This window comes from Hymenobacter sp. APR13 (genome assembly GCF_000737515.1).
Classification (GTDB): Bacteria; Bacteroidota; Bacteroidia; order Cytophagales; family Hymenobacteraceae; genus Hymenobacter.
The window spans coordinates 339,192-364,237 of sequence record NZ_CP006587.1 but is presented as its reverse complement, the minus strand read 5'-3'; the positions used below and the strand labels follow the sequence as shown (position 1 = coordinate 364,237).

Genomic DNA, 25,046 nt, shown 5'->3' with positions numbered 1-25,046 from the left:
CTTACAGGGTCACGGAAAAAACGGCGGCTAGCTGGCGCACCCGCGCCACGGCCTTGTCGCGGAGGGTGGAGCGCCACTGCCGGTAGTCGGAAAGCGTATCGCGCATCATAAAGGCCGGGTGCCGCAGTGGCAGCGGCATCGGCTGGGTGGGCAGGTTGGCCCAGGGGTGCGCTACATTGTGGGTGTGGGTGGCCTGGCCGCCAAAACCAATGTTGCCAATCAGATTGACGCCCGGCGTGATACTCAGGCCCGACTGGCTGAGCAGCGTGTAAGCCCATTGGTAGTCCCAGGTATCAAGCTGGCCGCGGTGCGTGGCCCAGAGCGGCTGCAGGGCCATGCGCTGCTCCAACTGGTGGAAAAAGCGCCGCCAGAAATAGTTTTTGCGCTCCAGTTCCGGCAGTTGCGGCGTAGCTACATTGTAGAGCTGCCAGGCCCGGCGCCAGGTGGCCCACCCCCAGATGCCTACATACTGGGAGAAGAAGTAGGAATAGTCCGGGTCGCGGTGCCAGCCCCGCAGCAGATTGCTGCCGCTGATGTGCAGCACGCGGGTATCGTGGGCGTAGCGCTGCAACAGCTCTTCGCAGTAGGGGAAGAAGCTGGCGTGTGGCAGGCAGTCATCTTCCAGGATAATGCCGCATTCTTCGTGCTCGAAAAACCAGTTGATGGCTTCACTTACAGCGCGGCGGCACCCCAGGTTCTCGTCCCGAAACAGCGTAGTCACGGTGCAAGGCCAGTCGATAGCGGCCAGCACCTGCTGGCGTAGGGTGGCGCAGCTGGCCGCTTCGGTGGGGCGCTGGGCCCGCGGGCCATCGGCGGCCACGTAGAGGCGGGGCGGCTTTGCTGCCCGGATGGCGGCCAGTACCTGCAGCGTCACGTCGGGCCGGTTGAAGACGATAAACAGCACCGCAGCCCGTGGCGGCGCGGCCTGGGCAGGGCGAACAGAAGGGGCAGCGGAAGTCAGCATGGCTCAGACAGGAAAAGGCAGGCGGGCCGGCGTGGCCGGGGCTGGGGTGGCAGGCTGCTGTGGCGTATTCGGGCGCAGGCTAGGCGGCGGCGCTGGCGTCAGTTGCCGGATACGCAGCAGCCCAAACCCGATGAAGCCGTAGAAAAAACGACGGCAGGCAGTAGGAGTAGGCATATACCAGGTTCGTGACGATGAGCACGGCCCAGGTCAAGGCTTCGGGTGCCACGGGCACGCGCTGTAGCAGCTGGCGCATCACGGCGAGGTGAGGCAGCACAAACAACACCAGTCCTACGCCTCCGAAGTAGAAGAGCGTTTCGAGGTAAAAGCTGTGCAGGTTGTGGCCGTGCCCATCCTCGAAGAAAGGCTGATTGCTTTCGGGGTTGTAGAACTGCACCGGCAGCTCAAACCCTGCCAGGCGCATACCCAGTATCGGGTGTTCTTCCACAAATGGCCAGTAGGATTCGAACTGTAGCACCCGCCACGACCCGGTGCCCTGGGTGCTGTGGTTTTCGATGTCGGAGAAGTTGGCGGCCAGCTTATCAAGCACCTCCGGATACGACACCAAAATGAAGGAAGCCGCCAGCGACACCGCCAGCAGTGGAATGCCCAGAAGCAAGGGCCCGGCCGCGCCACCCAGCCGGCGGGGAGCCGCGCGGGTCACCAGCACCACATTCAGAACCAGCGCCAACGCGGAGGTGACCCATACTGTGCGGTGTTGAAAGAAAAAGATGGCCAGTGCAGCCAGAAAAAACAGCAGCAGATGGCGCGTCTGGCGGCCGGCCAGGTACTCGTTGAAATGATACAGCAGCGGCAGCATCAGCAGGTAAGCCGAAGAGGCATACAGCCCCCGGTTGTGGGCCAGGAAGGCCCCCAGGCTTAGTACATCGGAGTTGACCAGCACCAGATTCAGTGCCAGGGCCACCCAGATCAGCGGAATAAGGTCGGCGAGTGTGATGCGGCCCACCCGCGCATAGAAGCCATAGAAGGCCGGAATGGCAAACAGAATCAGCAGCTTCTGAAACACGTGCGGATACACCATAGGCGTGTCGTAGAACCAGTAGGACTCTGCTGCCAGCAGCGCCGTGGCTACTACTGTGGCCCAGAAAATTCCCCGGGCCATGCCGTGTAGGTACCGGTAATAGAGCACGCTAAGCACCACCGACAGCAGGGCGAACAAGCGGGTGTAAACCAGCGTGAAGGTATGGGCCGGATGTGGGCCCAGGTCTTCTTCGGGGGCGTGGCCGGTGAGCAGGTCTGAAAACAGCGGGTCGGAGAGCAGCAGCACCAGCATGCCCACGATGTAGCAATAGCGTAGACTGATTTTCATGGCAGCTCAAGCAAGGGAAGGGAACAGCGTTGGGCCGGCGACGGCCAGCCTTCGTGGTCAGAGGTAAGCGCACTGGGCGGGTAGCCGAGCACCTGCGCATAGAGCCGCTCGTAGGCTGCCGTCACGGCGGCCTGGGAGAAGTGCTTGGCCACCCGGTTTACTCCCCGGGCGCTCAACTCCTCGTAGCGGGCCGGTTGCGTAAGTAGCTCCTGTAAGGCTTCCGCAATGGCGGTTGGCGAGTTGATATCGGTGAGCACTCCGCAGCGGCCTTGCTCCAGCACCCAGGGCACAGCGCCCGAGTGGCGGCCGGCCACCACGGGCAGGCCGGCCTGCATGGCTTCCACCAGCGTCAGGCCAAACGATTCTTCCCGGGAAGGATGCAGCAGCAAATCGAAATCGGGCAGGCATTGTAGCAGCTCCTCGTGGAGCAGGCAGCCGCCGAAATGCACGCCTTCTGCCAGGCCCTCGGATAGCGCCCACTGCTGGGCTGCTTCATTTTGGCCATAATCGGGGCCATATAGCCAGTACTCGAGGCCGGGCCCCAGCTGATGCCGCACCGTCTGGAACGCGCGCAGTGCCGTGGCAACGTTTTTCAGCTCCGACCAGCCCGTAATGATGGATATGATGCGTCGCCGCGGCCCATTCGGGAAGGCGCGCACGCCGCCAGGGGCCGGCAGCACGGCATTGGGCACCAGCACCGGCTTCCGGGTGCGGCTGCGCAGCGCCTCCACCAGATACGGTGACACAGCCGAAAAATTGCGGCCTCGGTGCAGCATCCAGAGCTTAAGCACCAGCCGCACTACCCGGTACAAGTCGGGCTGGTAGCGCAGCACCTTCCACGGATTGTCGTGGAGGGTGATAAGGTGAGGCCGCCCGCTGGCCAGAGCACCGCGGGTAAACTCGTAAGCCCAGTGTGCGTGCACGATATCGGGCTCATCGAGGTCAATGAACTGGTGGACAAGCGCGGCTTCAGCGGCAAATAGGTCGGGGCAGTGCTGCCGGGCGCGAGGCCGGAAATTGCCCACGTACACGGTCAGGTGCGGGCCGCGCAGTATCACTGGATCTGAAATATTGTGGCCCAGCGTGTACACCGATACCGTATGGCCGGCGGCCAGCAAGCCCTGCACCAGGGGGGTAGTCGCGCTGCCGCCCAGGCCCTGCGGCAGCACAGTGCCGGCCGCCAGGTTGAGGTGCGGACTCAGCACTTCAATATCAATGGGAGTGGCCAAACCGATTTTCATGGTGCGAGAAAGCCTGAAGTGAAGCAATAGGTGGCAGCAGGACGGTAGGGTTTCGGTATAAATAGCTGTCAGATAGCGCGGTATTCAGGTTGGGTAGTCAGGCTATTGCTTGCTGCCAAGTACAGCAGTTGAGGGGTTCAAGAGGGCCAGCAGCCAGTCGCGCAACTGGCCGCTGCCGAGGTGGGCGTCCACTTCGCGGTAGAGCGAGAGCCGGACCGTGCGGTTCCAGGGCATAGCCAGCTGGCCCACCAGCGCGGCTACTCCCAGCGCCATCAGCAGCATCAGCTGCGGCAGCGCGGCTACCTGCAGGCGCGCCAGGCCAGTTTGCGCGGTGCCCAGCACCAGGGCCAGCACCAGCGCCGTGCAGAGCGCCGGCCAGTAAGCCCCCCATAAGTCGGCCGCTGGAATATGCAGGTAGCGATGGATGGCAAACTGGTAGGCGCCGTGGCGCAGCAGCTCCGCCAGCAGCACCGTCAGGGCCATGGCCCGCAACCCGTAGGGTGCCGTCAGCAGCAGCCCGGCCCCCAGCCCGGCAATAAAGCCCAGCTGCAGCCACACCTTGAACCGGAGCTTGCCCAACGACTCGCAGAGTGAGCCGCTGTAGATGGTAAGCAGGTGGGCGCCTACCATCAGGGCCAGCGGCCCCAGCAACGGTACGGCGGCGCCCCACTGGGACCCCAGCACCACCCGCACCAGCGGGTCGGCGGCGGTAGCCATGCCGGCTGCCATCGGCAGCATCACCCACGCCGACAGGCTGAGGGAGGTGAGGTAGAGCGGGCGTAGGCGCGGGAGGTCGTGCTGCAGGCTGCTGTAGGAGGGCAGCATCACCCGCGAAATGCTGTCGGTAAATTGGTACAGCGGCAGCTGTACCAGAAAGAAGGTGCGGTTGTAGAGCCCCAGCGTGTACGTGCCCAGCAGCCGCCCGATGCTGAGCCGGTCCAGGTTGGCGCCCACGTATTCCAGCAAGCTCACCACCGATACCGCTCCGCCAAAATTGACCAGGGGCTGATAGTGGGCCCAGCGCAACGGCGGGCGCAGGCTGTGCCGCACGCACAACCAGGCCGCTACGGCCTTTACCAGCAGGTTGCAGAGCGTGGCGCCTACCAGACTCCAGATGCCCCAGCCCGCCCAGGCCATGCCCAGGCCTACCACGCCATACCCCACCAGAAAGGCGCCCAGCTCTATGCGGGCCAGCAGATCAAAGGCCATACGGCGGCGCAGCAGGCTCTGCGACGTGGCGCCAAGGCTGTTTACCACAAACGTGAGCGACATGCCGCGCAGCACGCTCACCACTCCCGGCTCCTTGAAAAGTAGTGTCGCCAGCGGCGCCAGCCCCCACATCAGGCTAGTAACCAGGATGCCCAGCCCGATGGCTACGGTAGACGTGGCCCGGATGTGCACCGGCTCCAGCGTGGCCCGCTGAATGAGCGCCTGCTCCAGCCCCATGTGGGCAAAGTAGCCCCCGAAGCTGATAACGACCATGGCCATGCCCATCAGCCCAAAGTCGGCCGGAGTGAGCAGGCGGGACATAATCCCGGAATACACGAATTGCAGCACGGCAATCAGGCCGGTAGCAATCAGGCTCCAGCGCAGTCCGCGAAGGGTGCTGGCCGGAATGGCAGACGTAGAAACAGCAGGCATAGCAGAAGCAAAAGCAACGGGCTGCGCAGAAGACAACGGGAGGCAGGAGCGGCGGACAACACTAATTGGAAACAGAGCGCAACTACGCGCCTAGCCAGGGCTAAGCGTCAGGCGGGGTTGCGGCGACAGAAGCCGCCGCAGCACCACCAACACCCGGGGCAGCTTCCGGGCCAGGATCAGCAGGCGCTGCGGGTGCCACAGCGGCCGCGGAACGCCCAGAAAGCGGCCCAGGTACGCGGCTAGTTCGGTAGGAGCGGTGTGCCAGAAGGCGCTGTGTAGGTCCAGCACCCGGCGGCATAAAATGGGCAACCCCTGGTTTTTCTCGTTGGGCAGATGCCAGATGGGCAGCTGTATATCGGTGGCGCGCACGTCGGTTTTGCGGTACGAAGTCCAGATGCGCCGAATGAACGGGCTGGCATCCGTCCCCGGCCGCACCAAGCGGTTGTACACGAAGCTGGTCAGGTACTCGTCGCCATCGAAGAGGCTGCGGCCGCTGGCAAAGCGGGGCGCCGCCGTGGGGTAGTCGCGCAGCACCATCGTCCAGAATGCCTGCAGCTCGGCGGCAACCTCGGCGAGGCGCTGGCGGCTGCCGCCCAGCAGCTCGCCGCCGTAGTGGCGCGGCACCGCTACCGGATAGGCAGGGTCAAGCTGCCGGTACAGATGGCCGATGTCGCGGCGGCTGAGGCCGTGCACTTTGGTGTCGGGGCCGGTGTCGGGTTCGGCATCGAGTAGCAGCAGGGTGTCAGGCTGGCGAAGCAGCTCTAGCAGGGCCGGCACCGGCCGCGTCCAGACGCAGTCGGAGTCGAGCAGGATACTGCCGGCTTCTGCCTCCGGCCGGGCCAGTTCACGCAAAACTTCCAGCTTGTAGAAGGCATTGCGAAACTCGGTGCCGAAGGCCGGCGGCGGGCAAAACTCCTCGAACGCCAACGGCCGGATCTGCACCCCCAGCTTTAGCAGAAACGCCCGGTAATCGGTGCCCTCCCAGTAGGCGGGCGCTTCATCGTTGGTGTAAAACAGGTGCGTCACGCCGGGGTTGCAGCGTACGGAGGTCGCAAAGAACACCACCGTACACTGCCAGTACACTCGGCGCCGTTCGTGCGCGCCCACATCAAGGAGTTGCGGATACACCGAGGCCGGAATACCGGCGGTGTCCACGCAAAGGCTCGTTACGATGGCCATGAGGCTGGAGGGAGAGAGATGAAAAGGAGGGGAGTTGTGACCGGCCTACGCGTGGTGCAGGTTCAGGACCCAAGGCACACCGCCAGCGCACTGCTACACCGAGTAGTAAGCCGCCTGGCTTTTGTAGTGATACTCGTAGGTGTCGTGGAAATTCACGTTGTTGAGTAGCACGTACACCTGGCCGGCCGGCGTGCCGGGGTGCGCACTATCGGCCAGCTCCTGCAGGTGCTGCAGGCTGGTGCGCTGCGTGTAGCGGTGGCGCACCACAAACACCGATACATCAATGTACTGCCGCAGTATATGGTACTCCGACACCAGGCCCACCGGCGGCGCATCCAGCACCACGTAGTCGTATTCCTTTTTGAGCAGCTCGATCAGGGCACTGAAGCGCGGGTTTTCCAGCAGGGCCATGGCGTCGTCCGGAATGGGGCCGGCGGCCAGCACGTCCAGGTTCGGAATGTGGCCGGGATGCTGCAGGGCCTCAGCCAGCGTGATTTCGCCCCGCAGATACGCCGACAGCCCCGGCCGCTGCGCCGGGAAGTCGAAGTAGCTGCTTAGGGTGGGCTTGCGCAGGTCCGTCTCAATCAGCACCACACGCTTGCCCGACAAGGCCAGCTCTGCCGTCAGGTTGGCGCAGCAGAACGTCTTGCCTTCGCCCGAAACCGACGATGTGAAGCCAATCACCTTCTGCTGCGTGCCGCCACTCACGTACTGCAGGTTGATGCGCACCGTCCGGAACGACTCCGTGACGGCCGATTTGGGCATTTCGTGCCGCACCAGCTTCGTCGACCGGCCGGCATCGGCAATCAACCCCAGAAACGGCACGCTCGTCACGCTCTTAATCTGGTCGACGGTCTGCACGGTCTGGTCGGCCCGGTCGCGGAGCAGGATGAAGCCCGCCGGAATAGCCAGCCCCAGCACCAGCGCAATCAGGTAGAGCTGCGAGGGCAGCGGCGGCAGCGGGTCGCTGCTTTCCATGGCGGCCTGGTCTACCACTTTCTTGTCGCTGGTGTTGGTGGCCAGCGTCACGGCGGCCTCGGTTTTCTTCTGCAGCAGGAAAGTGTAGTTTTTGTCGTTGATGTCGGCCTGGCTGCGCAGCAGCGCCAGCTGACGCTCGTTTTCCGGCAGCTGGCTGATGCTGCTCCGTACGGCGCCCAGCCGCTGGTCGTAGCCGCGTAGGGCAGCTTCCGAGGAGCGGACGAGGTTGGTGAGGTTGCGCAGCAGCGCCGCCCGCCGATTCTGAATTTTGTTGTTGAGGGCCTGCACTACCGGGTTGTCTTCAGACGCCTCCACCGCCAGCCCGGCCTTCTGGCTGTTAAGCTGGGCCAGTTCCATAATCTGGCTGTTGAGTACCGGATCTTCCACCCCAAGGCCAGTGGCCGAGCTGACGGCGTCGCCGTCTGGAGAAGCCCGCAGATAGTTAAGCACGTTGAGATACGCCAAGCGGGCGTTCATGACTCTGGACCGCTCATTTTCCAGTTGGCTGCGCATCTGCAGGTCAGAAGATGCCTGCTGCGAGGCGTCTACCAAGCCGCGCTGCCCCCGGAACGTAGCCACGGCCGATTCGGAGCGCCGCAGCGAGTCGCCTACTTTGCCCAGCTGCGAGTCGATGAATGACAGCGCAGTGCGTCCGTCCCGATTTTTGTCGTTGAGGTCGTTGGCAATGTAGGTGTGCATCAGCGCATCCAAGAAGCGCAGCTCCTTGGCAGGCACAGCTCCTTTGGTGGTCAGGTTCAGCACCCGCGAGTAGCGCTCAATCGGTTTTACAATGAGGCCGTTGCGGTATGTGTTGGTCAGTTCCGGCAGCGTATGCAGCACAAAGAAGAACTTCTGGCCGCCGAGCGCTGCCGTGTTTCCCTCGATAGTGAAACGCGAGTAAGGGCCCTGCACTGCTTCCCCTGGGTTCACTGTCCGCTCGAAGCTGAACTCCGGAACGGTATTGAGCATGGCCCCCGTCTCGTATTGCACCACCGGCACCTGTTTGCCTTCGGCCTGTACCCGGAGCCGGCCATCGGGTAGCGTCTCCACAAAATAGCGCACCCCGGTTGCCTGGGGCGAGGCGCTGTCGACCAGCACCCGCAGGGGCACCTCGGCGCCGTACAGCTCCTGCGTTTTAAGCGGCCGGAGCGCATTCACCCATACATCGGGCACCACGTGGTAGCTGACGCCGAAGTCCAGCCCCTGCAACGCCTGGCTCACCAGGCCGGCCGAGGTCAACAGTCCGATTTCGTCTTCCGTTTTGGTTTCGTGCTCCTTGTTATCAGTCGTGAGCAGATCCTGCGCATGGCGCGAACCCGTGGCACGTTCAGACAGCATCAGCGTCGATTTGAAGCCGTAGCGTACCGGTAGCAGCTGTGCTAGGAAAAAAGCTGCGCCCATGGCCAATGCCAGTGAAGCAACAAAGTAGTACCAGCGTGCCCGGAGCTTGAATAGCAGGTTACTCAAATTTAGCTCGTCGGCCGTGGAAGGGGTTTGATGAGTAGCCATAGCAGCAGAGGAAAAGCAGAGGGTGTGGCAGTACAGGGCGAGCAGAAATTTGGCTGCTTCGCGGTATAGGAGCAGACAGCCTTAATTTACTATAGTTATATTTAAAAATGGTTTAATAACATAATTGTGTGAGGCTCATCGAAACAGGCCGTAGAGCAGGGCGGCCGTGCCTAAGCCGGAAAACAACAGCCCCAGGTTCACGGAATTGCCCCGTTGCGTCAGGGCCTTCACCGGCTCCACGTAGAGGGCATCATTAGGCAGCAGATAGTAGTAGGGAGAGCTAAGCAGCTCCGGGCGGGTGAGGTCGAGCAGCATCACCTGCGACCCATCCTTGGTTTGCCGGATCAGCTTCACGTTGCGGCGGTTGCCGAGGGGCGTCAGGTCACCGGCCAGCCCCAGGGCCTCCAGCACCGTCGCCCGGTCGTTGAAAATGGTGTAGCGGCCCGGCGTTTTCACTTCGCCCAGCACCGTCACCCGAAAGCTCACCAGCCGCAGCACCACAGTAGCATTGCGTACGTAGTTGGCTATCGATTTCTGCACCACTTCCTGGGCGGCACTGATGGTGAGCCCTTTCACCAGCACCTTGCCCACTGTCGGGACCAGAATGTTGCCGGTATTGTCGACCACATAGCCGTTGACATACAGCGAGCCGGGGTCCGACTGGCCGAACAGCATCTCGTTCTCGTGCAGGTTGAAGGCTTTGGTCAGCTCTGGCTGCGCACTCTGCACCCGGATGTAGAGCACATCGTTTGGCACAATCAGGTACTCTTCCGGCTGGTTGACCACACTGGTGGGCTGGGCCGAATAGTTACCCTGTAGATAGCTGACGTCGCGCGTGGAAACGCACGAAACCAGCGCAGTACTCAACAGCAACACACCCAACAGCACCAAGCGAACAGCAGACGAGACGGCAGAATACGGCATGGCTGGCAAAACGTAGTGAGAGAGGAGCGGGAAAAGGCCACTAACAGGTTATTAACCAGAATTCGTTAACTGGCACTTTTTTATAAAAATGTTGGATTGAAATTGAAAAAGCAAGGATTTATTAAATTTTTTAAATAAAATATTGCACTGATAAGAGCTAGTTTAGAAGTGTGCATATATAAAAATCTATGTTTCAGGCTCCTAGGCCGATCTGGCAGCGTACTGGGCCGGATACGCCGAAGGCTGTACCTTCGGCCTGTCGGATTCCGGCATCATCTCTAACATTCGCGCTGCATGAAAATCCTGCTGGTGGAAGACGAACCCAAAGTGGCTGCCTTTCTGCATAAAGGCCTGACGGAGCAACAACACAACGTAGAAGTGGCCATTGATGGACCCACCGGCCTGCGGCTGGCCCTCTCCGGCCAGCACGACCTGATCATCCTCGACAACCTGTTGCCCGGCCTGAGTGGGCTGGAGGTGTGCCGGCAGGTGCGGGCTCACAACCCGGCCGTACCCATCCTGATGCTCACAGCCCTAGGCGAAACCGACGACAAAATCCGCGGCCTCGATGCCGGCGCCGATGACTATCTGGTGAAGCCCTTTGCCTTCCAGGAGCTGCTGGCCCGGGTCCGCGCCCTGGTTCGGCGCCGTCCTGAAGCGGCTGCCGCTGCCGCCGTGCTGCAGCTCGCCGACCTGACTCTGGACCCGGGTAGCAAGCTGGTGCAGCGCGCCGGGCAGCCTATTCAGCTCACGGCGCGGGAGTTTTCGTTGCTGGAGTACCTGTTGCGCCACAAGGGCCGCGTTATTTCGCGGGTTGATATTCTAGAGCACGTGTGGGAAACCTCGTTCGACACCGGCTCCAACGTCATCGACGTGTACATCAACTTTCTGCGTAAGAAAATAGATAAGGATTTCACCCCCAAGCTCATCCACACGCTGGTAGGCATGGGCTATGTGATGAAGGAGGAGTAGCTTTTTTTAGGGATTAGGGACTAGGGCTTAGAAATTGGGCCTGGATTTTTGCATCAGATTAGACCTGTTTCCTGCTTCCTAATTCCTATTCCCTAATCCCCAATTCCTAAAAAACCACATGACGATTCGCCTTCGGCTGGCGCTGCAGTTTGCAGCTATTCTGGCCTTTACGCTGCTGCTGTTTTCGCTGGTTATCTACTTCTTCACGGCCCAGGCCCGGCAGGAGTCGTTCACCGAAAACCTGTTTGCGCGGGCCCGTATTGTGGCCCACGTGTACCTCGACGGTACCGGCCGGGCCGACGAGGCCAGCCGGGCGTCGTACCGCCGCTACCTGCGCCAGTTTTACCGCACGCTGCCGGAGGAAGAAGTGCGTGTATATGACAACCGCAACAAAGTGGTGTTCCGGGAAGGGCAGCTGACCGACGTGCCGGTGCCTGTGAGCTTGCTGAGCGCCGTGCGGCAGGAGGGGCGCGAAGTGCAACTGCGCCCCAACTACCACCAGACAGTGGGACTGCTATACCGCGACGCCCGCCGGGGCGACTTTGTGGTGGTGGCCTCGTCGGTGGATACGGACAGCCGCGACAAGCTTTCCAGTCTGGGCAATATTCTGGCGTTTGGGTTGCTGTCGTCGTTTATTATGGTGAGCATCGGGGGCTGGTTTTTTGCCGGTATGGCGCTCCGGCCCATGCAGAAAGTGGTGCGCGAAGTAGACAGTATCACCGTGTCGGACTTGCACCGCCGCCTGTCGCAGGCCGACGGCTACGATGAAATTGCCCACCTGGCCCAGCGCTTCAACCAGCTTCTCGACCGGCTCGAAACGGCCTTTGCCGGCCAGCGCACCTTCGTGCGCGACGCCTCCCACGAACTGCGCACGCCTCTCACGGTGCTGATTGGCGAGCTGGAAGTGGCGCTGCTGCAGCAGGAGCGGAGCCCGCAGGAATACCGGCGCGTGCTGCAAAGCACCCTCGACGCGGCCCGCCTGCTCAAAGACCTCACCAACGGCCTGCTTCAGATTGCCCGCGCCTCCGACGACCCCTCGCAGGTGCCGCTCACCACCCTGCGCCTCGACGAGCTGCTGCTGCAGGCCCACGAAGAAGTGCAGCGCCGCAACCCCACCTGCCGGGTCGACCTGGAGTTCGGCGACGTGCCGGCCATGGTGCGCCAGCCGTTTGCAGTGCGCGGCAACGAGGCCCTGCTGCTTTCGGCTTTCCTCAACGTACTGGAAAACGCCTGTAAGTTCTCGAAGAACACGACGGCCCCCATTGTAGCCAGCCTCACTACCACCTCCTCGCGCGTGGTGCTGGAAGTGCGCGACCAGGGCGTGGGCATGAGCGAAGCCGACCGGCTGCAGGTGTTCGTGCCCTTCTTCCGGGCCGAAGCCATCCGCACGGTGCCCGGGCACGGTATCGGGCTGCCGCTTACGTCCAAGATCATGGCGCTGCATGGCGGCCTTATTCGGGTGGATAGTGAGCTGGGCCAGGGCACGCAGGTGTGGCTGGAGTGGCCTGCGCTGGGTTAGGAAGTTCCTTGTAAAAGCAGCTGATTTATAGATCGTTAGTGATTTAACGTGCTTTTAACTTCCTTTTAACCGGGTCTTAATTGCGCGGCCTTAGACTTGTAGACTGCTCTTCTCTATTCGTGTCGGTTGCATAGCCGGCATGGGCCACTCCACTTGTCTACTCATGCCCGAAATATCTCCGGCTCCGCCGCAACAAGTGGCGTCCGTTACGGTTCCGACAGCTGCTCCTGGCGGCGTGTTCAGTTCCCTGGGTAAAGATGCACCTGCCGGCCTGGTGGTGTTTCTGGTGGCGCTGCCGCTGTGCCTGGGTATTTCGCTGGCTTCGGGTGCCCCGCTGATGGCCGGTATCATTACCGGAATTGTAGGCGGACTGCTGGTAGCCTGGCTGAGTGGCTCGCAGTTGAGCGTGAGCGGGCCCGCCGCCGGCCTGACGGCCATCGTGCTGTCAGCGCTCCAGACACTGGGTTCCTTTGAAGCAATACTGGCCGCTACGGTAGTTGCCGGTGCCCTGCAGGTGGTGATGGGCTTTGTACGGGCCGGCATCATTGGGCTGTACTTTCCTACCTCCGTCATTCGGGGCATGCTGGCTGCCATTGGCCTGATTCTCATCTTAAAACAGATTCCACACTTGCTCGGAGTAGATACCGACTACTTCGAGGATATGACCTTTCTGCAGTTCGACGGCCAGAACACGTTTTCGGCTTTGGCGGGTGCACTGCGCTCGTTTGGCTGGGGCTCGGCCCTGATCGGGCTGGTGTCGCTGGGCGTGCTGGTGCTCTGGGAAAACGTGCTGGCCCGGCGTGTTGCCGTATTCCGGCTGGTACCGTCGGCGCTGGTGGTGGTGGTACTCTCGATTGCGCTCAGCTCGCTGCTCAACATTACGCTGCCCGTACTGAAGGTGCGGCCCGAGCACCTGGTGCAGCTGCCCAACGTCAACTCGTGGTCGGATTTTGTGGGCGTGTTTACGTTTCCGCAGTGGGCGGCCGTGCTGAAGCCGGGCTTTGCAATGGTGGCCTTCACCATTGCCATCGTTGCCTCTCTGGAAAGCTTGCTCAGTGTGGAAGCAGTGGACAAGCTCGACCCGCACAAGCGGTCTACACCTACCAACCGCGAACTGATGGCCCAGGGCGCGGGCAACATGATCAGCGGCCTGCTCGGTGGCCTGCCGATGACGGCTGTTATCGTGCGTAGCTCAGCCAACATCAACGCCGGCGGCCAGACCCGTATGTCGGCCTTCATCCATGGGCTGCTGCTGCTCACAAGTTTGCTGTTTCTGGAAACCATCCTCAACCGGATTCCACTGTCGGCGCTGGCAGCCGTGCTGCTGATGGTGGGCTACAAACTCACCAAGCCAACCCTGTACCGCACGCAGTGGAAGCTGGGCTGGCAGCAGTTTCTGCCGTTCATCATTACGGTAGTGGCTGTGCTGCTCACCGACCTGCTCAAGGGCGTCACGATTGGCCTGGTGGTCGGCATCTTCTACATTCTGAAAACGCACTACGAGTCGGCCTATTTCCTGCGCCAGACCCCCGAGCTGCAAGCGGCCGGCGTCTACCACCTGAAACTGGGCGAGCATGTTTCCTTCCTCAACAAAGCCAGTGTCATCCGAATGCTGGAGCAATTTGGCCCCGGCAGCCACGTCATTCTGGATGGCACAGAGTCGGAAATGATTGACTACGACGTGCTGGAAGCCATTGAAAACTTTCGCCAGTCGGCGCCCGACAGGGGCCTGAAGCTGGAGCTACGTGGTATTCAGCAGGTAGAAGTGATGGGGCATTAACGAGCTTTCTACCACGACCATCTCTTCAGGCCTTCGGGCACAACCACTGCCTCCGTAGCCCGCTTGCCAACTCCCTGAATCCCTTTCTCATGAGCATTGACAAGATACTAGACAACAACCGCGCGTGGGTAGCCGAAATGAAAGCCGCCGACCCGGATTTCTTCAACAATCTTGCCGACGGCCAGAAGCCCAAATATCTGTTCATCGGCTGCTCCGATTCGCGGGTGCCGGCCTCGGCCATCACCGGTACCGGCCCGGGCGAGATGTTCGTGCACCGCAATATTGCCAACATGGTAGTGCACACCGATCTGAATATGCTGTCGGTGCTGCAATACGCCGTGGAAGTGCTGGGCGTCGAGGACATTCTGGTGGTAGGCCACTACGGCTGCGGCGGTGTGGCGGCGGCGGCGGCCAACAAGCAGTACGGCCTCATCGACAACTGGCTGACCAACATTCGGGACGTTATCCGGATGCATGAAATGGAGTTTTTGCGCATCAAAGACGAAGGGCAGCGCCTGCGCCGCCTCGTGGAGCTGAACGTAATCGAGCAGGTGCGCAACCTGGCCAAAACCAACATCATCCAGAACGCCCGCAAAACCAGTAAGCCGCCGCGCCTGCACGGCTTGGTTTATGACATCAAGGAAGGGCTGCTCAAAAATCTGGAAGTGGAGGATAACGGCATTGGCGAGCTGCAGCACATCTACGGCACCGAGGCCATGAAGCACGCCGAGGAAGTGCTGGAGAGCCAGCCCGGCTTCAACCCCCGAGCCGACAAAGGCCAGCTGCTGGACGAGCCGCAAAAAACCAGAAAAGACAAGAAAGAGGAAAAAGGTCCTCACCTGCAAAAAGCCAGCTAATGGCTCCCAGTCTTGCCCTCGGGCAAGTTACGTAGTTAAGTGTGGTTGGAACCGCCGTAGCCCTTGGCTACGGCGGTTTTTTTGTGGGTTACGGCCCGCTGATTTCGGCCTTTGCGAACCTGCCACCCCCATTGCTGCGTAGGCGGGCTACACCCTGTTTCTTTAGCTCCGGTCACCATGCAAGCTGCCTACTACACCCAATACGGCTCTGCCGATGTGCTTCGCTACGGCGAGCAGCCTACCCCTACGCCCAAAGCCGACCAGATTCTGGTGCGTGTGCGAGCCAGCAGCGTCAACCCCATCGACTGGAAGGTGCGGCAGGGCGAGCTGAAGCTGCTCACGGGCCACACGTTTCCGAAGATTCCGGGCCGCGACGTGGCCGGCGAAGTAGCCGCCATCGGCGACAACGTCACGCGTTTCCGCGTCGGGGATAAGGTGTATGGCATGGCGGCCGATGGCGTAGGCGGGGCGGCCGCCGAGTATGCCGTGCTGGCGGAAAGCAACGCCGCGTTTGTACCGCAGCAGTTGAGTATGGAGCAGGCCGGGGCAGTGCCGCTGGCGGCCCTCACGGCGCTGCAGGGTCTCTTCCACCACGGTCGTCTGCTCTCCGGCGACCGGGTGCTCATCAACGGCGCTTCGGGCGGCGTGGGCTCGTTTGCGGTGCAGATTGCCCGGGCGCTGGGCGCCGGCGAAATCACGGGCGTGTGCGGCCCCGACAACCAGGAGCTGGTGCGCACGCTCGGCGCCGACCGGGTGCTCAACCACAAAGAGCACGATTTCACCACCGACCACAGCCGCTACGACCTAGTGTTCGACGCGGCCGGCAAGAGCAGCTTCAGCGCTAGCAAAGCCGCCCTGCGCCGCCTGGGCCGCTACGTCACCACCATGCCCGACCCGGCGGCCCTCGTGAAGGGCGCGCTGGCCACCGCCTTTTCCGACAAAAGCCAATCCATGTTCCTGGCCAAAACCAGCGGCCCCGATCTGGCCCTGATTTCAGCTTGGCTGCAGGCGGGCACCATCAAGCCCATCATCTACAAAACCTTCGCCCTGCAAGACCTGGCTGATGCCCACCGCCTGAGCGAAAAAGGCGGCGCGCCCGGCAAAATTGTCCTGACGGTGGAGTAGCCGGGTTAGTGGAGTAGTGGGTTGGTGGAGTGGTGGGTTGGCGGGTTGATATTTGGACAACCCACCACTCCACCAACCCACCACTTACTCGGCGGGCTTGGTGAAGGCTATCAGGATGGCGCCGCCGGCCATGAAGGCAGCGCCCAGAATAACCTGCCACGTTACTTTCTCCTTCAGGAAAAACACGGCCAGCAGGATGGAAAACACCAGCGAGATTTTGTCGAACGACGAGGTGCGCGAGGCCTGCCCCATCTTCAGAGCCTGAAACGAGAACAGCGACGAGGCACAGGTGATAATGCCCGCCGCAATCAGAAACAGCCAGGTGCGGCGGTCAATCTGCGCCACTTGTGGGAGGTGGCCCTGCCACGCTACCACACCCCATGCCACACCCACAATCAGCACCGACTGGATGGCAAAGGCCACGCTGGACTCAATGTTCTTGACGCCTACCTTGGAAAGCGTAACCACCACCGCCGCAGACAACGCCGCCAGCAACGAAAAAACTACCCACATATATCAGAGAAAAAAAGCACTACCCGGTAGCGTACGCAGCCGAGCTTACCTTCGGGGGTATGCTGCTGCCAAAAGCCTTGTGTGCCAGCCTATATAGGTCGTATAAAATCCTCTGTTATCCTCAGCTTAGCCTCGTTTTTGGGCTATTTAGCATGTCTACTCCAATGAATAGTGTATCGATAAAATCTTCTGTGCTGGCTTTCTGCCTGAGCCTGTGGTGCCAGGTCGTAGCGGCCCAGTCCGGCCGGGCGGCTGCCCCGCAGGCCCCAGAGCCCCCGGGTACCATCCGGCTGGCCGAAAACCTGTTTATCGACGAATCGGAGGTGGCCAACATTCATTGGCTGGAGTATCTGCAGCATATTCGGCTCGATTCCTCGGAAACGTACTACCGCAGTCAGCTGCCCGATTCTACGGTCTGGACAGCTCTGACTGCCGCGCCGCCCACGGCCGTGGCGGGCATCCCCACGGCCATTATCTATTTCCGCTATCCGGGGTTCCGGTACTATCCGGTAGTAGGTATCGGCTACGAGCAGGCACTGGCGTACTGCAAATGGCGCAGCATGGTCGTAAACGAATCAGTGCTGCATTCCACCGAATTTCAGAAGAAGCACCCTGAGCTGCGCGGCTACGACGTGACGGTAGAATACCGCCTGCCCACCGAGGCGGAGTGGCGACAGGCTGCCGCGGGCCCGCTCGGCAGCGGCCACACGCCGGCCGCCTTGGTGCCGCCCAGCCCTAAAGCCCGGCCAAAGCCCGTAGCTACGCGCAAAGAGCCCGGCCTCGACTCCTGCCTAGTTGCGCTGCAGATTCCGGCCGCCAGCGCCATCTACAGGCTGCCCTACAACCTGCGCGAAAACTATTACACGACCGAAACCAACCAAGCGTTTGAGTGCCCGGCGAAGCCCGGCCAGCTGGGCCTGGAGTACGTGTACGTGAACCCCACCAACTACCTCGGCCTCTACAACATCATCGGCAACGCCGCCGAAATGACGGCTACAAAAGGCATAGCGAAAGGCGGCTCGTTCCAAAGCTCCATGCGGGGCTTGACATTGGAGTCGCAGCAGCGCTACCAGGGGCCGCAGAGCTGGCTGGGTTTCCGCTGCGTGGCCACCATGCGCATGGTGCGGCGGGTGGAGTAGTTAGTAGCATTCTATCCGCAACGGCCCACCACTACCCGGATGCTCGTCCGGGCGGTGGTGGGCCGTTGCGGTAAGGTAGACTACTGCAGTAGCAACTGCCGGCGCAGGGTGCCAGCATCAGTCTGGATTTCCAGCGTGTAAGTGCCCGGGCCCGGCTGGCGCAGGTCCAGGCGCTGGTCGGCGGGAAGGGCCGTGGCCTGGTATACCGCGCGGCCCAGCGCATCCAGCACCCGCACGCCCCGGACCTGGCCGCTGCCGGCTGGTAGCTTCACCGTTACGAAGCCGGTGGTGCTGGGATTGGGAAAGGCCTCCACTGCCGCTAATTGCCGGCTGCTGCGCGTGGCCAATGGCAAACCGGTGTAGCGGGCCATGCCCTCGTACGAAAAATCTTCAGCCGCCGGCACAACAGTAGATAATATATGCCACCCGGAAGTCGGGGAAGTAAACTGAATAGAATAGTAACTATTGGTGTTGTCCAGCTGGGTCCAGGTTTGGCCGTCATCGTAGGTAATAGCAGAGCCCTTGTCGGAAGTGGCAATGCCATCATAGTAGTTTGTGCCGATTACGTAGGCCCGGCTTCCTGGTACTGCCGTGACAGTTCGTGCGCCCACAGGTGGAGATGATACCTGCTGCCAGCTCAAGCCCGCGTCAGCTGTAGCATAGCAGGGGCCACCTTGGTAGACTGGTGGTAGTAGTGCGTGCTGAGCATCCCGAAATACCACTGATCTATAAGGTGGGATGCCTGCGGGCAGCGGCTTCACCTGCCAGCTCAGGCCTTGGTCCGGGCTGGTCCAGACGGCCAGTGGGTCGAGCGCCGCCGAGAAGATAGTGACCCAGAATACGCCTTCCGCTGCGTTCAGCCCAGAGATGCGCTGGTTGGTTGGCAGGCTGGGAAAGCTCCTTTGCTGCTGCCAGCTCAGTCCCGCGTCAGTGGTGCGATACAGCGCGCCGGTTACCCGATCAAGCAATATGCCTTCTGTGGCACTGAAAAAACGAAGCATATCTATGCGCACCGTAACGGCTGGCAGTAGCCGGGCGCTCCAGGTACTGCCACCGTCGGCGGTATAGTGCAGCTGTGCGGTTTTTGAGCCATCGGTTTGGGTCAGCTCGTTTATCACCCAGGCATGTTGCGCATCAAAGGCTTCCAGCACGCCCATTGTTAGACGGCCAGTGGCGGGGGCGGCCGGCCCGACCTTTTGCCAGCTCTGGCCTCCATTTACTGTGCGCGAGAACTGAGTTGTGAAGGGCGGCAAAAAGTAGAACGTGTTGGCAAACCAGGCAGTTTGCGAATCTATAGCATCCAGCTTCGCCCCAAAAAGTCCCGTGCCAAGCGGGATTGGATTGGCTACCGGTTGCCACTGTGCGCTGGCGCTGGCCGCGCTAAGTAAAAAAGAGAACAGCAGGGAAGATGTGCGCATAACAACCGGACAGTAAGAGTGGGAAATAGCAAGTGACTTTCAGGAGCATGACCGGGCCGGCTGGTGTAGGGTTGCACGGTGGTGCGAGATAATAAGTGAATCGTTCTGGTCTTAAATTACACTTAATCATCAGACATATAGAAGGCCTAAACGAGCAGTCCGCTGCCTTGTGGTTTTAGGCCTCAGCAACCGACCTTTCTGCGGCGTATCTTTGTTGATTGAGCACCGCACGGACCGCCAACAGCCGTGCAATCCATATCATCAGCAACCTCTGCGAATTTGAAAGTCTGCATTGCCGAAAAGCCCAGCGTGGCCCGTGAAATTGCCAGCGTGCTGGGCGCCGACCGGCGCATGGACGGCTACTACGAGGGCAACGGCTACCAGGTCACCTGGACGTTTGGGCACTTCTGCCAGCTACGCGAGCCCGAGGACTACCGCCCCGAGTGGAAGCGCTGGAGCATCCACGACCTGCCTATGCTGCCCGAGCGGTTCGGCATCAAGCTCATGCGCCGCGACGACGGTGTAGTGCGCCAGTTCAACGTCATCAAGAACCTGCTGGCCAACGCCGAGGAGGTGATAAACTGCGGCGACGCTGGCCAGGAAGGCGAAGTTATTCAGCGCTGGGTGCTGATGGAGGCCAAGTACCGCAAGCCCTTCAAGCGCCTCTGGATTTCCTCGCTCACCGAAGAAGCTATCCGCCAAGGCTTCCAGAACCTGCGCGACGGCTCGGAGTTCGACAACCTCTACCAGGCCGGCAAAAGCCGCGCCGCCGGCGATTGGCTGCTGGGCCTGAACGCCACGCGCCTGTTCACGCTCAAGTACGCGCCCGGCCAGCGGCAGGTGCTCAGCATCGGCCGCGTGCAGACGCCCACGCTGGCGCTGCTGGTGGACCGTTACCACGAAATCCAGAACTTCCGGCCCGAGCCGTACTGGGTGCTGCGCACCGAGTACCGCGGCACCATGTTCAGCCACGTGGCCGTGGTGAAGAAGGGCAAAGACGACGACGAGCCCGACGAAAAGGCCCGCCTGAAAGCCCGCGGCTACTTCGTGACCCAGGAAGAGGCTGATGCCGCCCTCGCCCAGGTGACCGGCCAGCCGCTGACGGTGACCAACGTGGAAATCAAGAAGGCGCTGGAGAGCCCGCCGGCGCTGTTCGACCTGACGGCGCTGCAGGTGCAGTGCAACAACCAGCTGGGCCTCTCAGCAGAAGACACGCTCAAGACGGTGCAGGGCCTCTACGAGAAGAAAGTGGTGAGCTACCCGCGCGTCGACACCACCTTCCTTCCCGACGACCAGTACCCCAAAATTGCGGGCATCATGCGCGGGCTGGGCGGGGCGCACGCCGCGCTGGCCGCGCCGCTGCTGGCGGCCGGCAAAATCCGCAAGAGCACCAAGGTTTTCAACAACAACAAAGTCACCGACCACCACGCCATCATCCCGACCGGGGCCAGCGCCAACAGCCTGCACGGCACCGAAAGCAGCGTGTACGACATCATCGTGCGCCGCTTCCTGGCTGCGTTTTACCCGGATTGTGAGGTGTCGAACACCACCGTGACGGCCGACGTGGCCGGGCGCACGTTCCGCGTCCGGGGCCGCCAGATTCTCAGCCCCGGCTGGCGCGAGGTGTACGGCGACCCGGAGAAGCAGCAGGCGCCCTCGGCCCCGAAAGCGGCCGGCGAAGGCGACGACGACGTGGTGAGCACCGTGCTGCCCAGCTTCCAGAAAGACGAAACCGGCCCGCACAAGCCCCGCCTCGACGCCAAAATGACCCAGCCGCCGCGCGAGTACTCGGAGGCCATGCTGCTGCGCGGCATGGAAACCGCCGGCCGCAACGTCGACGACGAGGAGCTGCGCCAGGCCATGAAGGAAAACGGCATCGGCCGCCCCTCCACCCGCGCCGCCATCATCGAAACCCTGTTCAAACGCGGCTACATCCGCCGCGACCGGAAAAAAATTGTGCCCACGCCTACTGGCGTCGAACTGATTGGGTTGATCCGTAACCCCACGCTGAAGTCGGCGGAGCTGACCGGGCAGTGGGAGCGGAAGCTGCGCCAGATTGAAGGCGGCCAGCTGGAATCCAGTCAGTTTCTGGGCGAGCTGCAGCAGCTGGTGCGCGAAATGGTGCACGAGGTGAAGCAGGATGGCTCAGGCCGCGGCATCAGCATCCACAAGCCCGAGCTGGCCGACCTCACCGGCCAGAAAGCCGGCGCCACCGCCAAAGCCAGTCCGCCGAAAGCCGCCGCCACGCCGGCCGTGCCAGGGGCGCTGGGGCCATGCCCGGCCTGCGGCAGCGGCCGCGTGTTGCGCGGCAAGTCGGCGCTGGGCTGCTCGCGCTGGAAGGAAGGCTGCCAGTTCCGGCTGCCCACCGAGTTCGAGGGCAAGAAGCTTACCGACAAGCAGGTGAGCGAGCTACTGAAAAAGGGCCGCACGCCGGTGATGAAAGGCTTCGTGGACGATATGGGCCAGAAGTTCGACGCCGCCATCCGCCTCACGCCGGCTCGCACGCTGGAACTGGTGCGCGCCGCCGAAAGCAAGCCCACCACCGCCCAGGACCCCGGCCAGATTCCGTGCCCGGTGTGCCGCCTGGGCCAGATGCTGCGCGGCAAAAGCGCCTGGGGCTGCTCCCGCTTCCGCGAGGACTGCCAGTTCCGCGTGCCCTTCGAGTGGGGCGGCAAAACCCTAACCGACACCCAGATGAATCAGCTACTGCGCAAAGGCAAAACCGGCGTCATCCGCGGGTTTGTGTCCGCAAAAAGCGGCAAGAACTACGAAGCCATTCTGCAGATCAATCCGGAAGGCCGGATTGAGCCGGTGTTTGGCCAAGGATAACTCGCATAGTATGCTGAAAGCCTATACCGTATTCATATTCTTGCTGTTATCAAGCTGGTCTGCTACTGCTCAAAGGCAAGGAAAGCTAGCGAAGCTGGACTCGGATTCTGCTGTGCAGCAGATGGTGAGGTCATTGGATGATTATTACAAAAATTTCGTTGTTGATTCTCAGCTTCGATTTGAAGATAAGCGAGTACAAAGACTGTATAAACGAGAGAAAATCAAGGCTTGGGAGAAGGCAGATGTTGATGGAAATGGGCTGACAGACCTGCTGATAACCGGCAGCCATTACAACAAAAGCAAAGTCATCTGTGTGTTGGATATGGGCGATAGTCTGGTGCTGGAGCGTTTCCGCCGACAGTTTTACCGGTATTGCCCGGTAGCACGCATCGTCTATCAAGGTACCCAACCGCTGATTGCTTACTCCGATTATTACAAGCCCTTTCTGATAACGGAACCGCTGGAGAAAGACGGCCGCCAGGAATTCTTACTGACCTACCGTTTTGGCGGTTTGATAGAGTATAATCCTGCTCCCACGAATACACGAGTCGACAGCCTGCTGTATGCCTCTCACTTCGTCTATCACGAAGTTGAGGAAATAGCAATACGCATTGGGCCTCAGGACAGCGTTACCTATCACTCCTGCGAATATCCGGTACTGGATAAAGCTAAAAAGAAGTGTGAGGACCTGAGCACTACCCTCACCAGCCGTGCACAACAACAACTAGTCGAGTTGGTGAATTATCTGCAACCAGACAAGCTGAAGCGTGAATATCAGGTTGGTTACAACCACGTGCCATATATTACGCTGCACATAGCGTACGCAGATGGCCGCCACTTGCAGGTGGACGACAAGGGAGGAATAGGTTCATTCGGGTTGACTCGCTTATATAGGCTGTTGGATTCGTTACACAAAAGTCAGAATTGGGCGCCAGCCAAGAAGTAAGCTTGCCATATCTTACAGGTAATACTCTACCTATGTCTGATTTGAGGCATAGGGCGCTGGAAGACTACAAGTGGCTAAGTTGCCGCACCTGCTACTAGCGTGCCTGCAGCCGGTATTGCACCCGTAACGACACCTGCCGATGCCGCCCGAAATCGGTGGCGCCGTAGGGTTCCAGCCACAGGCCGGTGCGGCCGACCGGGAAGCTGGCACTCAGGAAACCCATCCACAAGCCAGGGGTGTGGTTGGATAGTGCCACTCCAGCCAGTAACTGCCGGTTCCAGTCGGAGCCCAGGCCCGAGCCAAGTGCCAAACGGCCGGTGCCGTTGCCCAACGCCAACAGACCATTACCATAATCGGCCTGAAAAAACAGCGTGCGGCGCACCCCCAGCCAGATACTGGCATCGGGCAGGACGTATTCTGTTCTTAGCGAGTCCTCGGCGTTTTCGGGCGCTACGTTGGCCAGATGGCCCATGTGCAGCCCAACTCGCACGCCATAGCCGAAACGGCCAGGCCGGCTACGGTCGCGCACAATGAATGGGTTTACATCGAACAGCGGAAAGCGCCGTCCGTCGGTGGCATTGCCCGTCAAAAACGGGCTGCCTAGGAGAAGGCTCTGCGCATTCACATACTCCCTGCCGCCATAGATGCCCATGCCGTAGGTTACGCGGCCCGGCCGGTGGAGGCTGGGCCGTGTGTAGGCAGCTTCGCCGCCCATCGCCCGATATTGGTGGTAGTAGCCGGCGCGGGTGCTAGGGCCGCCGGAGCCGGAGCAGCCCCCACTCGGGCTATAAGTAACGTCTTCATCGTAGCGGCCGGCGACGTAGCCGGGCGTAAACGAGAAGTAGGGCGCACTGCTGGAATCGGCGGGCGTCTGGCTGGTGAGCACCAGCACGCCGGCGGCCAGCGTGAGGGGCAGCGCCACGCGGGCGGGCCGTAGCGTGCCGGCCGCGCCCAGCAGCAGGACGCCGCCTTCCAGCACCAGCACCGTGAGCAGCAGCGTTTTTACCACCAGCACCTCGGGGCGCGTGAGAGCCTGCGGCCCCAGCCAGGCCGTGAGCAGCAGCAGCCCGGCCACCGCCAGCAGGTTGCGCACGGGGTGCTGGGTGGGCAGCTGCTCGGGCTGCGGTGCGGTGTGCCGGCTGCAGTACAGCAGCCAGCCCCAGCTACCCAGCACCAGCGGCACCAGCAGCAGCAGCGCCCATTGCACCTGTTTCAGGACGAGGCCGGCGTGGCTGTGGAACTCGGCGCCCACCTGCTCGCCTGCTGGGTCGCGCCAGAACTCAATCAGGAAGCGGCCGGCCAGCAGCAGCCCCAGGTGCAGCAGACGGCGGCTGCCGCCCGGCCACGCCCGGTGCCGCGTGAGCACCAGTACGCCGCCCACCACCACACACAGCCCCAGCGAATACAGCTGCGTGGGGTGCACCGGCAACGACTGCGCGGCCCCGGGCGCCAGCAACCCGCGCGCCTCCTGCCACAGGTAGGGCAGCGTGCCGGGCGCATAGGTGAGGCCCCAGCTGCCGGCCGTCAGCTCGCCGAAGCAGCAGCCGGTGAGCACGCAGCCCACGCACTGCACCGCCAGCGCCGCGCACATCGGCAGCGTGAAGGCATCGAACACGTGCCAGCTGAACCCGAACGGACGCCGCAGCGCCAGCAGCGTGAGTGTGCCGGCCAGCGCCCCGCCCAGCACCGTGCGCGCCCCCGAGCCCGGCCAGTGCCCCGTCTGCAGCAACTCCTGCCACTCCGGCCCCGACAAGGCCAGCAGCTTGGTGCCCAGAATAAAGCTAAGCGTGGTGCAGGCTAGCACCACCAGCCACGGCCGCATGGCGTAGCCCCGGCGGTGGCCTTCCCACACCAGCAGCGCCAGGTTCAAGCCGAAGGCCAGCAGGTAGAACGTAGTATAGTAGCTGTGCCCGACGGCAGTGGGCAGCGGCAGCGTAACAGTACAGAGCATAGGCGTAGTAGGAATACAAGTGGGTTACAGGTCGCAATTCAACCACTATTCGCACTGCCAGGGCAACCGCAGGGGGGGAAACTAAATGGCCGTCAATCCAGAAGAAAGACGGCCACACACACCTTGCAGTTCACTAACGACAACGCGCTGGATCATTCCGAAACCAGCTGAATAAGAATAGGGTGGTAACTGAAGGAAAGCTACTACCTACTCCTTATCTGCCACCAACCACAA

Annotated in this window: 18 protein-coding genes; 8 read left to right on the top strand and 10 right to left on the bottom strand. The window is 61.6% G+C overall.

Annotation, left to right across the window (positions count from 1 at the left end; translation table 11 throughout):
- Nucleotide 1: 1 nt before the first annotated feature.
- The 7 genes from N008_RS01475 to N008_RS01445 form a co-directional block, all read right to left on the bottom strand.
- The gene (locus tag N008_RS01475; RefSeq protein WP_052381071.1) at nucleotides 2-964 is read right to left on the bottom strand and encodes a hypothetical protein; all 963 of its coding nucleotides are present in this window, start codon (nucleotides 962-964) and stop codon (nucleotides 2-4) included.
- A 79-nt stretch (nucleotides 965-1,043) separates the two neighbouring features.
- On the bottom strand, nucleotides 1,044-2,291 hold the full coding sequence (locus N008_RS01470) for an O-antigen ligase family protein (RefSeq protein ID WP_044013212.1): 1,248 nt from the start codon (nucleotides 2,289-2,291) through the stop codon (nucleotides 1,044-1,046).
- Nucleotides 2,288-3,532 (bottom strand): glycosyltransferase family 4 protein, encoded by a 1,245-nt coding sequence (locus N008_RS01465; RefSeq protein ID WP_044013210.1) that lies wholly within the window; start codon nucleotides 3,530-3,532, stop codon nucleotides 2,288-2,290. The genes N008_RS01470 and N008_RS01465 overlap by 4 nt, the downstream gene beginning before the upstream one ends.
- A gap of 102 nt (nucleotides 3,533-3,634) precedes the next feature.
- The gene (locus N008_RS01460) at nucleotides 3,635-5,173 is read right to left on the bottom strand and encodes a lipopolysaccharide biosynthesis protein (RefSeq protein WP_044013208.1); all 1,539 of its coding nucleotides are present in this window, start codon (nucleotides 5,171-5,173) and stop codon (nucleotides 3,635-3,637) included.
- Between the two features lie 90 nt (nucleotides 5,174-5,263).
- Entirely contained in the window at nucleotides 5,264-6,352 is a 1,089-nt protein-coding gene (locus N008_RS01455) for a hypothetical protein (RefSeq protein WP_044013206.1), read from the bottom strand.
- A 93-nt stretch (nucleotides 6,353-6,445) separates the two neighbouring features.
- A complete protein-coding gene (locus N008_RS01450; RefSeq protein ID WP_044013204.1) occupies nucleotides 6,446-8,839 on the bottom strand; it encodes a GumC family protein in 2,394 nt (797 codons plus the stop codon).
- Nucleotides 8,840-8,974: 135 nt separating this feature from the next.
- Nucleotides 8,975-9,763, bottom strand: a complete 789-nt coding sequence (locus tag N008_RS01445) for a polysaccharide biosynthesis/export family protein (RefSeq protein WP_044013202.1) — start codon at nucleotides 9,761-9,763, stop codon at nucleotides 8,975-8,977.
- A 294-nt stretch (nucleotides 9,764-10,057) separates the two neighbouring features.
- Here N008_RS01445 and N008_RS01440 point away from each other — a divergent pair, with 294 nt between their 5' ends.
- The 5 genes from N008_RS01440 (at nucleotide 10,058) to N008_RS01420 (ending at nucleotide 16,016) form a co-directional block, all read left to right on the top strand.
- On the top strand, nucleotides 10,058-10,735 hold the full coding sequence (locus tag N008_RS01440) for a response regulator transcription factor (RefSeq protein ID WP_044013200.1): 678 nt from the start codon (nucleotides 10,058-10,060) through the stop codon (nucleotides 10,733-10,735).
- A gap of 118 nt (nucleotides 10,736-10,853) precedes the next feature.
- A complete protein-coding gene (locus N008_RS01435) occupies nucleotides 10,854-12,254 on the top strand; it encodes a sensor histidine kinase (protein WP_044013199.1) in 1,401 nt (466 codons plus the stop codon).
- A 163-nt stretch (nucleotides 12,255-12,417) separates the two neighbouring features.
- Nucleotides 12,418-14,034 carry a SulP family inorganic anion transporter gene (locus N008_RS01430; protein ID WP_081910544.1) on the top strand — a complete coding sequence of 539 codons (1,617 nt, stop codon included), beginning with the start codon at nucleotides 12,418-12,420 and terminating at the stop codon, nucleotides 14,032-14,034.
- Nucleotides 14,035-14,123: 89 nt separating this feature from the next.
- Nucleotides 14,124-14,891: a carbonic anhydrase gene (locus tag N008_RS01425; RefSeq protein WP_316963299.1), complete on the top strand. Its 768-nt coding sequence runs from the start codon at nucleotides 14,124-14,126 to the stop codon at nucleotides 14,889-14,891.
- 177 nt (nucleotides 14,892-15,068) lie between these two features.
- Nucleotides 15,069-16,016, top strand: coding sequence for an NAD(P)-dependent alcohol dehydrogenase (locus N008_RS01420; RefSeq protein WP_044013197.1), 948 nt, complete (start codon nucleotides 15,069-15,071; stop codon nucleotides 16,014-16,016).
- 84 nt (nucleotides 16,017-16,100) lie between these two features.
- Here N008_RS01420 and N008_RS01415 read toward each other — a convergent pair whose 3' ends face one another.
- Nucleotides 16,101-16,529, bottom strand: coding sequence for an EamA family transporter (locus N008_RS01415; RefSeq protein ID WP_044013195.1), 429 nt, complete (start codon nucleotides 16,527-16,529; stop codon nucleotides 16,101-16,103).
- A gap of 191 nt (nucleotides 16,530-16,720) precedes the next feature.
- Here N008_RS01415 and N008_RS21185 point away from each other — a divergent pair, with 191 nt between their 5' ends.
- Nucleotides 16,721-17,668, top strand: a complete 948-nt coding sequence (locus N008_RS21185; RefSeq protein WP_052381069.1) for an SUMF1/EgtB/PvdO family nonheme iron enzyme — start codon at nucleotides 16,721-16,723, stop codon at nucleotides 17,666-17,668.
- A gap of 80 nt (nucleotides 17,669-17,748) precedes the next feature.
- Here the strand turns inward: N008_RS21185 and N008_RS22610 are convergent, their stop codons facing one another.
- Nucleotides 17,749-19,086, bottom strand: coding sequence for a T9SS type A sorting domain-containing protein (locus N008_RS22610; RefSeq protein ID WP_081910542.1), 1,338 nt, complete (start codon nucleotides 19,084-19,086; stop codon nucleotides 17,749-17,751).
- 279 nt (nucleotides 19,087-19,365) lie between these two features.
- Here N008_RS22610 and N008_RS01400 point away from each other — a divergent pair, with 279 nt between their 5' ends.
- Nucleotides 19,366-21,915: a type IA DNA topoisomerase gene (locus N008_RS01400; protein WP_044013192.1), complete on the top strand. Its 2,550-nt coding sequence runs from the start codon at nucleotides 19,366-19,368 to the stop codon at nucleotides 21,913-21,915.
- A 10-nt stretch (nucleotides 21,916-21,925) separates the two neighbouring features.
- Nucleotides 21,926-22,861 (top strand): hypothetical protein, encoded by a 936-nt coding sequence (locus N008_RS01395; protein ID WP_044013190.1) that lies wholly within the window; start codon nucleotides 21,926-21,928, stop codon nucleotides 22,859-22,861.
- A 94-nt stretch (nucleotides 22,862-22,955) separates the two neighbouring features.
- Here the strand turns inward: N008_RS01395 and N008_RS21180 are convergent, their stop codons facing one another.
- Nucleotides 22,956-24,812, bottom strand: a complete 1,857-nt coding sequence (locus tag N008_RS21180; RefSeq protein WP_052381068.1) for a prolipoprotein diacylglyceryl transferase family protein — start codon at nucleotides 24,810-24,812, stop codon at nucleotides 22,956-22,958.
- Nucleotides 24,813-25,046: the final 234 nt, after the last annotated feature.

Excerpts from the sequence above, each read along its gene's own strand:
- N008_RS01475 (WP_052381071.1), bottom strand. The coding sequence starts at position 964 with ATGCTGACTTCCGCTGCCCCTTCTGTTCGCCCTGCCCAGGCCGCGCCG.
- N008_RS01470 (WP_044013212.1), bottom strand. The coding sequence starts at position 2,291 with ATGAAAATCAGTCTACGCTATTGCTACATCGTGGGCATGCTGGTGCTG.
- N008_RS01465 (WP_044013210.1), bottom strand. The coding sequence starts at position 3,532 with ATGAAAATCGGTTTGGCCACTCCCATTGATATTGAAGTGCTGAGTCCG.
- N008_RS01460 (WP_044013208.1), bottom strand. The coding sequence starts at position 5,173 with ATGCCTGCTGTTTCTACGTCTGCCATTCCGGCCAGCACCCTTCGCGGA.
- N008_RS01455 (WP_044013206.1), bottom strand. The coding sequence starts at position 6,352 with ATGGCCATCGTAACGAGCCTTTGCGTGGACACCGCCGGTATTCCGGCC.
- N008_RS01450 (WP_044013204.1), bottom strand. The coding sequence starts at position 8,839 with ATGGCTACTCATCAAACCCCTTCCACGGCCGACGAGCTAAATTTGAGT.
- N008_RS01445 (WP_044013202.1), bottom strand. The coding sequence starts at position 9,763 with ATGCCGTATTCTGCCGTCTCGTCTGCTGTTCGCTTGGTGCTGTTGGGT.
- N008_RS01440 (WP_044013200.1), top strand. The coding sequence starts at position 10,058 with ATGAAAATCCTGCTGGTGGAAGACGAACCCAAAGTGGCTGCCTTTCTG.
- N008_RS01435 (WP_044013199.1), top strand. The coding sequence starts at position 10,854 with ATGACGATTCGCCTTCGGCTGGCGCTGCAGTTTGCAGCTATTCTGGCC.
- N008_RS01430 (WP_081910544.1), top strand. The coding sequence starts at position 12,418 with ATGCCCGAAATATCTCCGGCTCCGCCGCAACAAGTGGCGTCCGTTACG.
- N008_RS01425 (WP_316963299.1), top strand. The coding sequence starts at position 14,124 with ATGAGCATTGACAAGATACTAGACAACAACCGCGCGTGGGTAGCCGAA.
- N008_RS01420 (WP_044013197.1), top strand. The coding sequence starts at position 15,069 with ATGCAAGCTGCCTACTACACCCAATACGGCTCTGCCGATGTGCTTCGC.
- N008_RS01415 (WP_044013195.1), bottom strand. The coding sequence starts at position 16,529 with ATGTGGGTAGTTTTTTCGTTGCTGGCGGCGTTGTCTGCGGCGGTGGTG.
- N008_RS22610 (WP_081910542.1), bottom strand. The coding sequence starts at position 19,086 with ATGCGCACATCTTCCCTGCTGTTCTCTTTTTTACTTAGCGCGGCCAGC.
- N008_RS01395 (WP_044013190.1), top strand. The coding sequence starts at position 21,926 with ATGCTGAAAGCCTATACCGTATTCATATTCTTGCTGTTATCAAGCTGG.
- N008_RS21180 (WP_052381068.1), bottom strand. The coding sequence starts at position 24,812 with ATGCTCTGTACTGTTACGCTGCCGCTGCCCACTGCCGTCGGGCACAGC.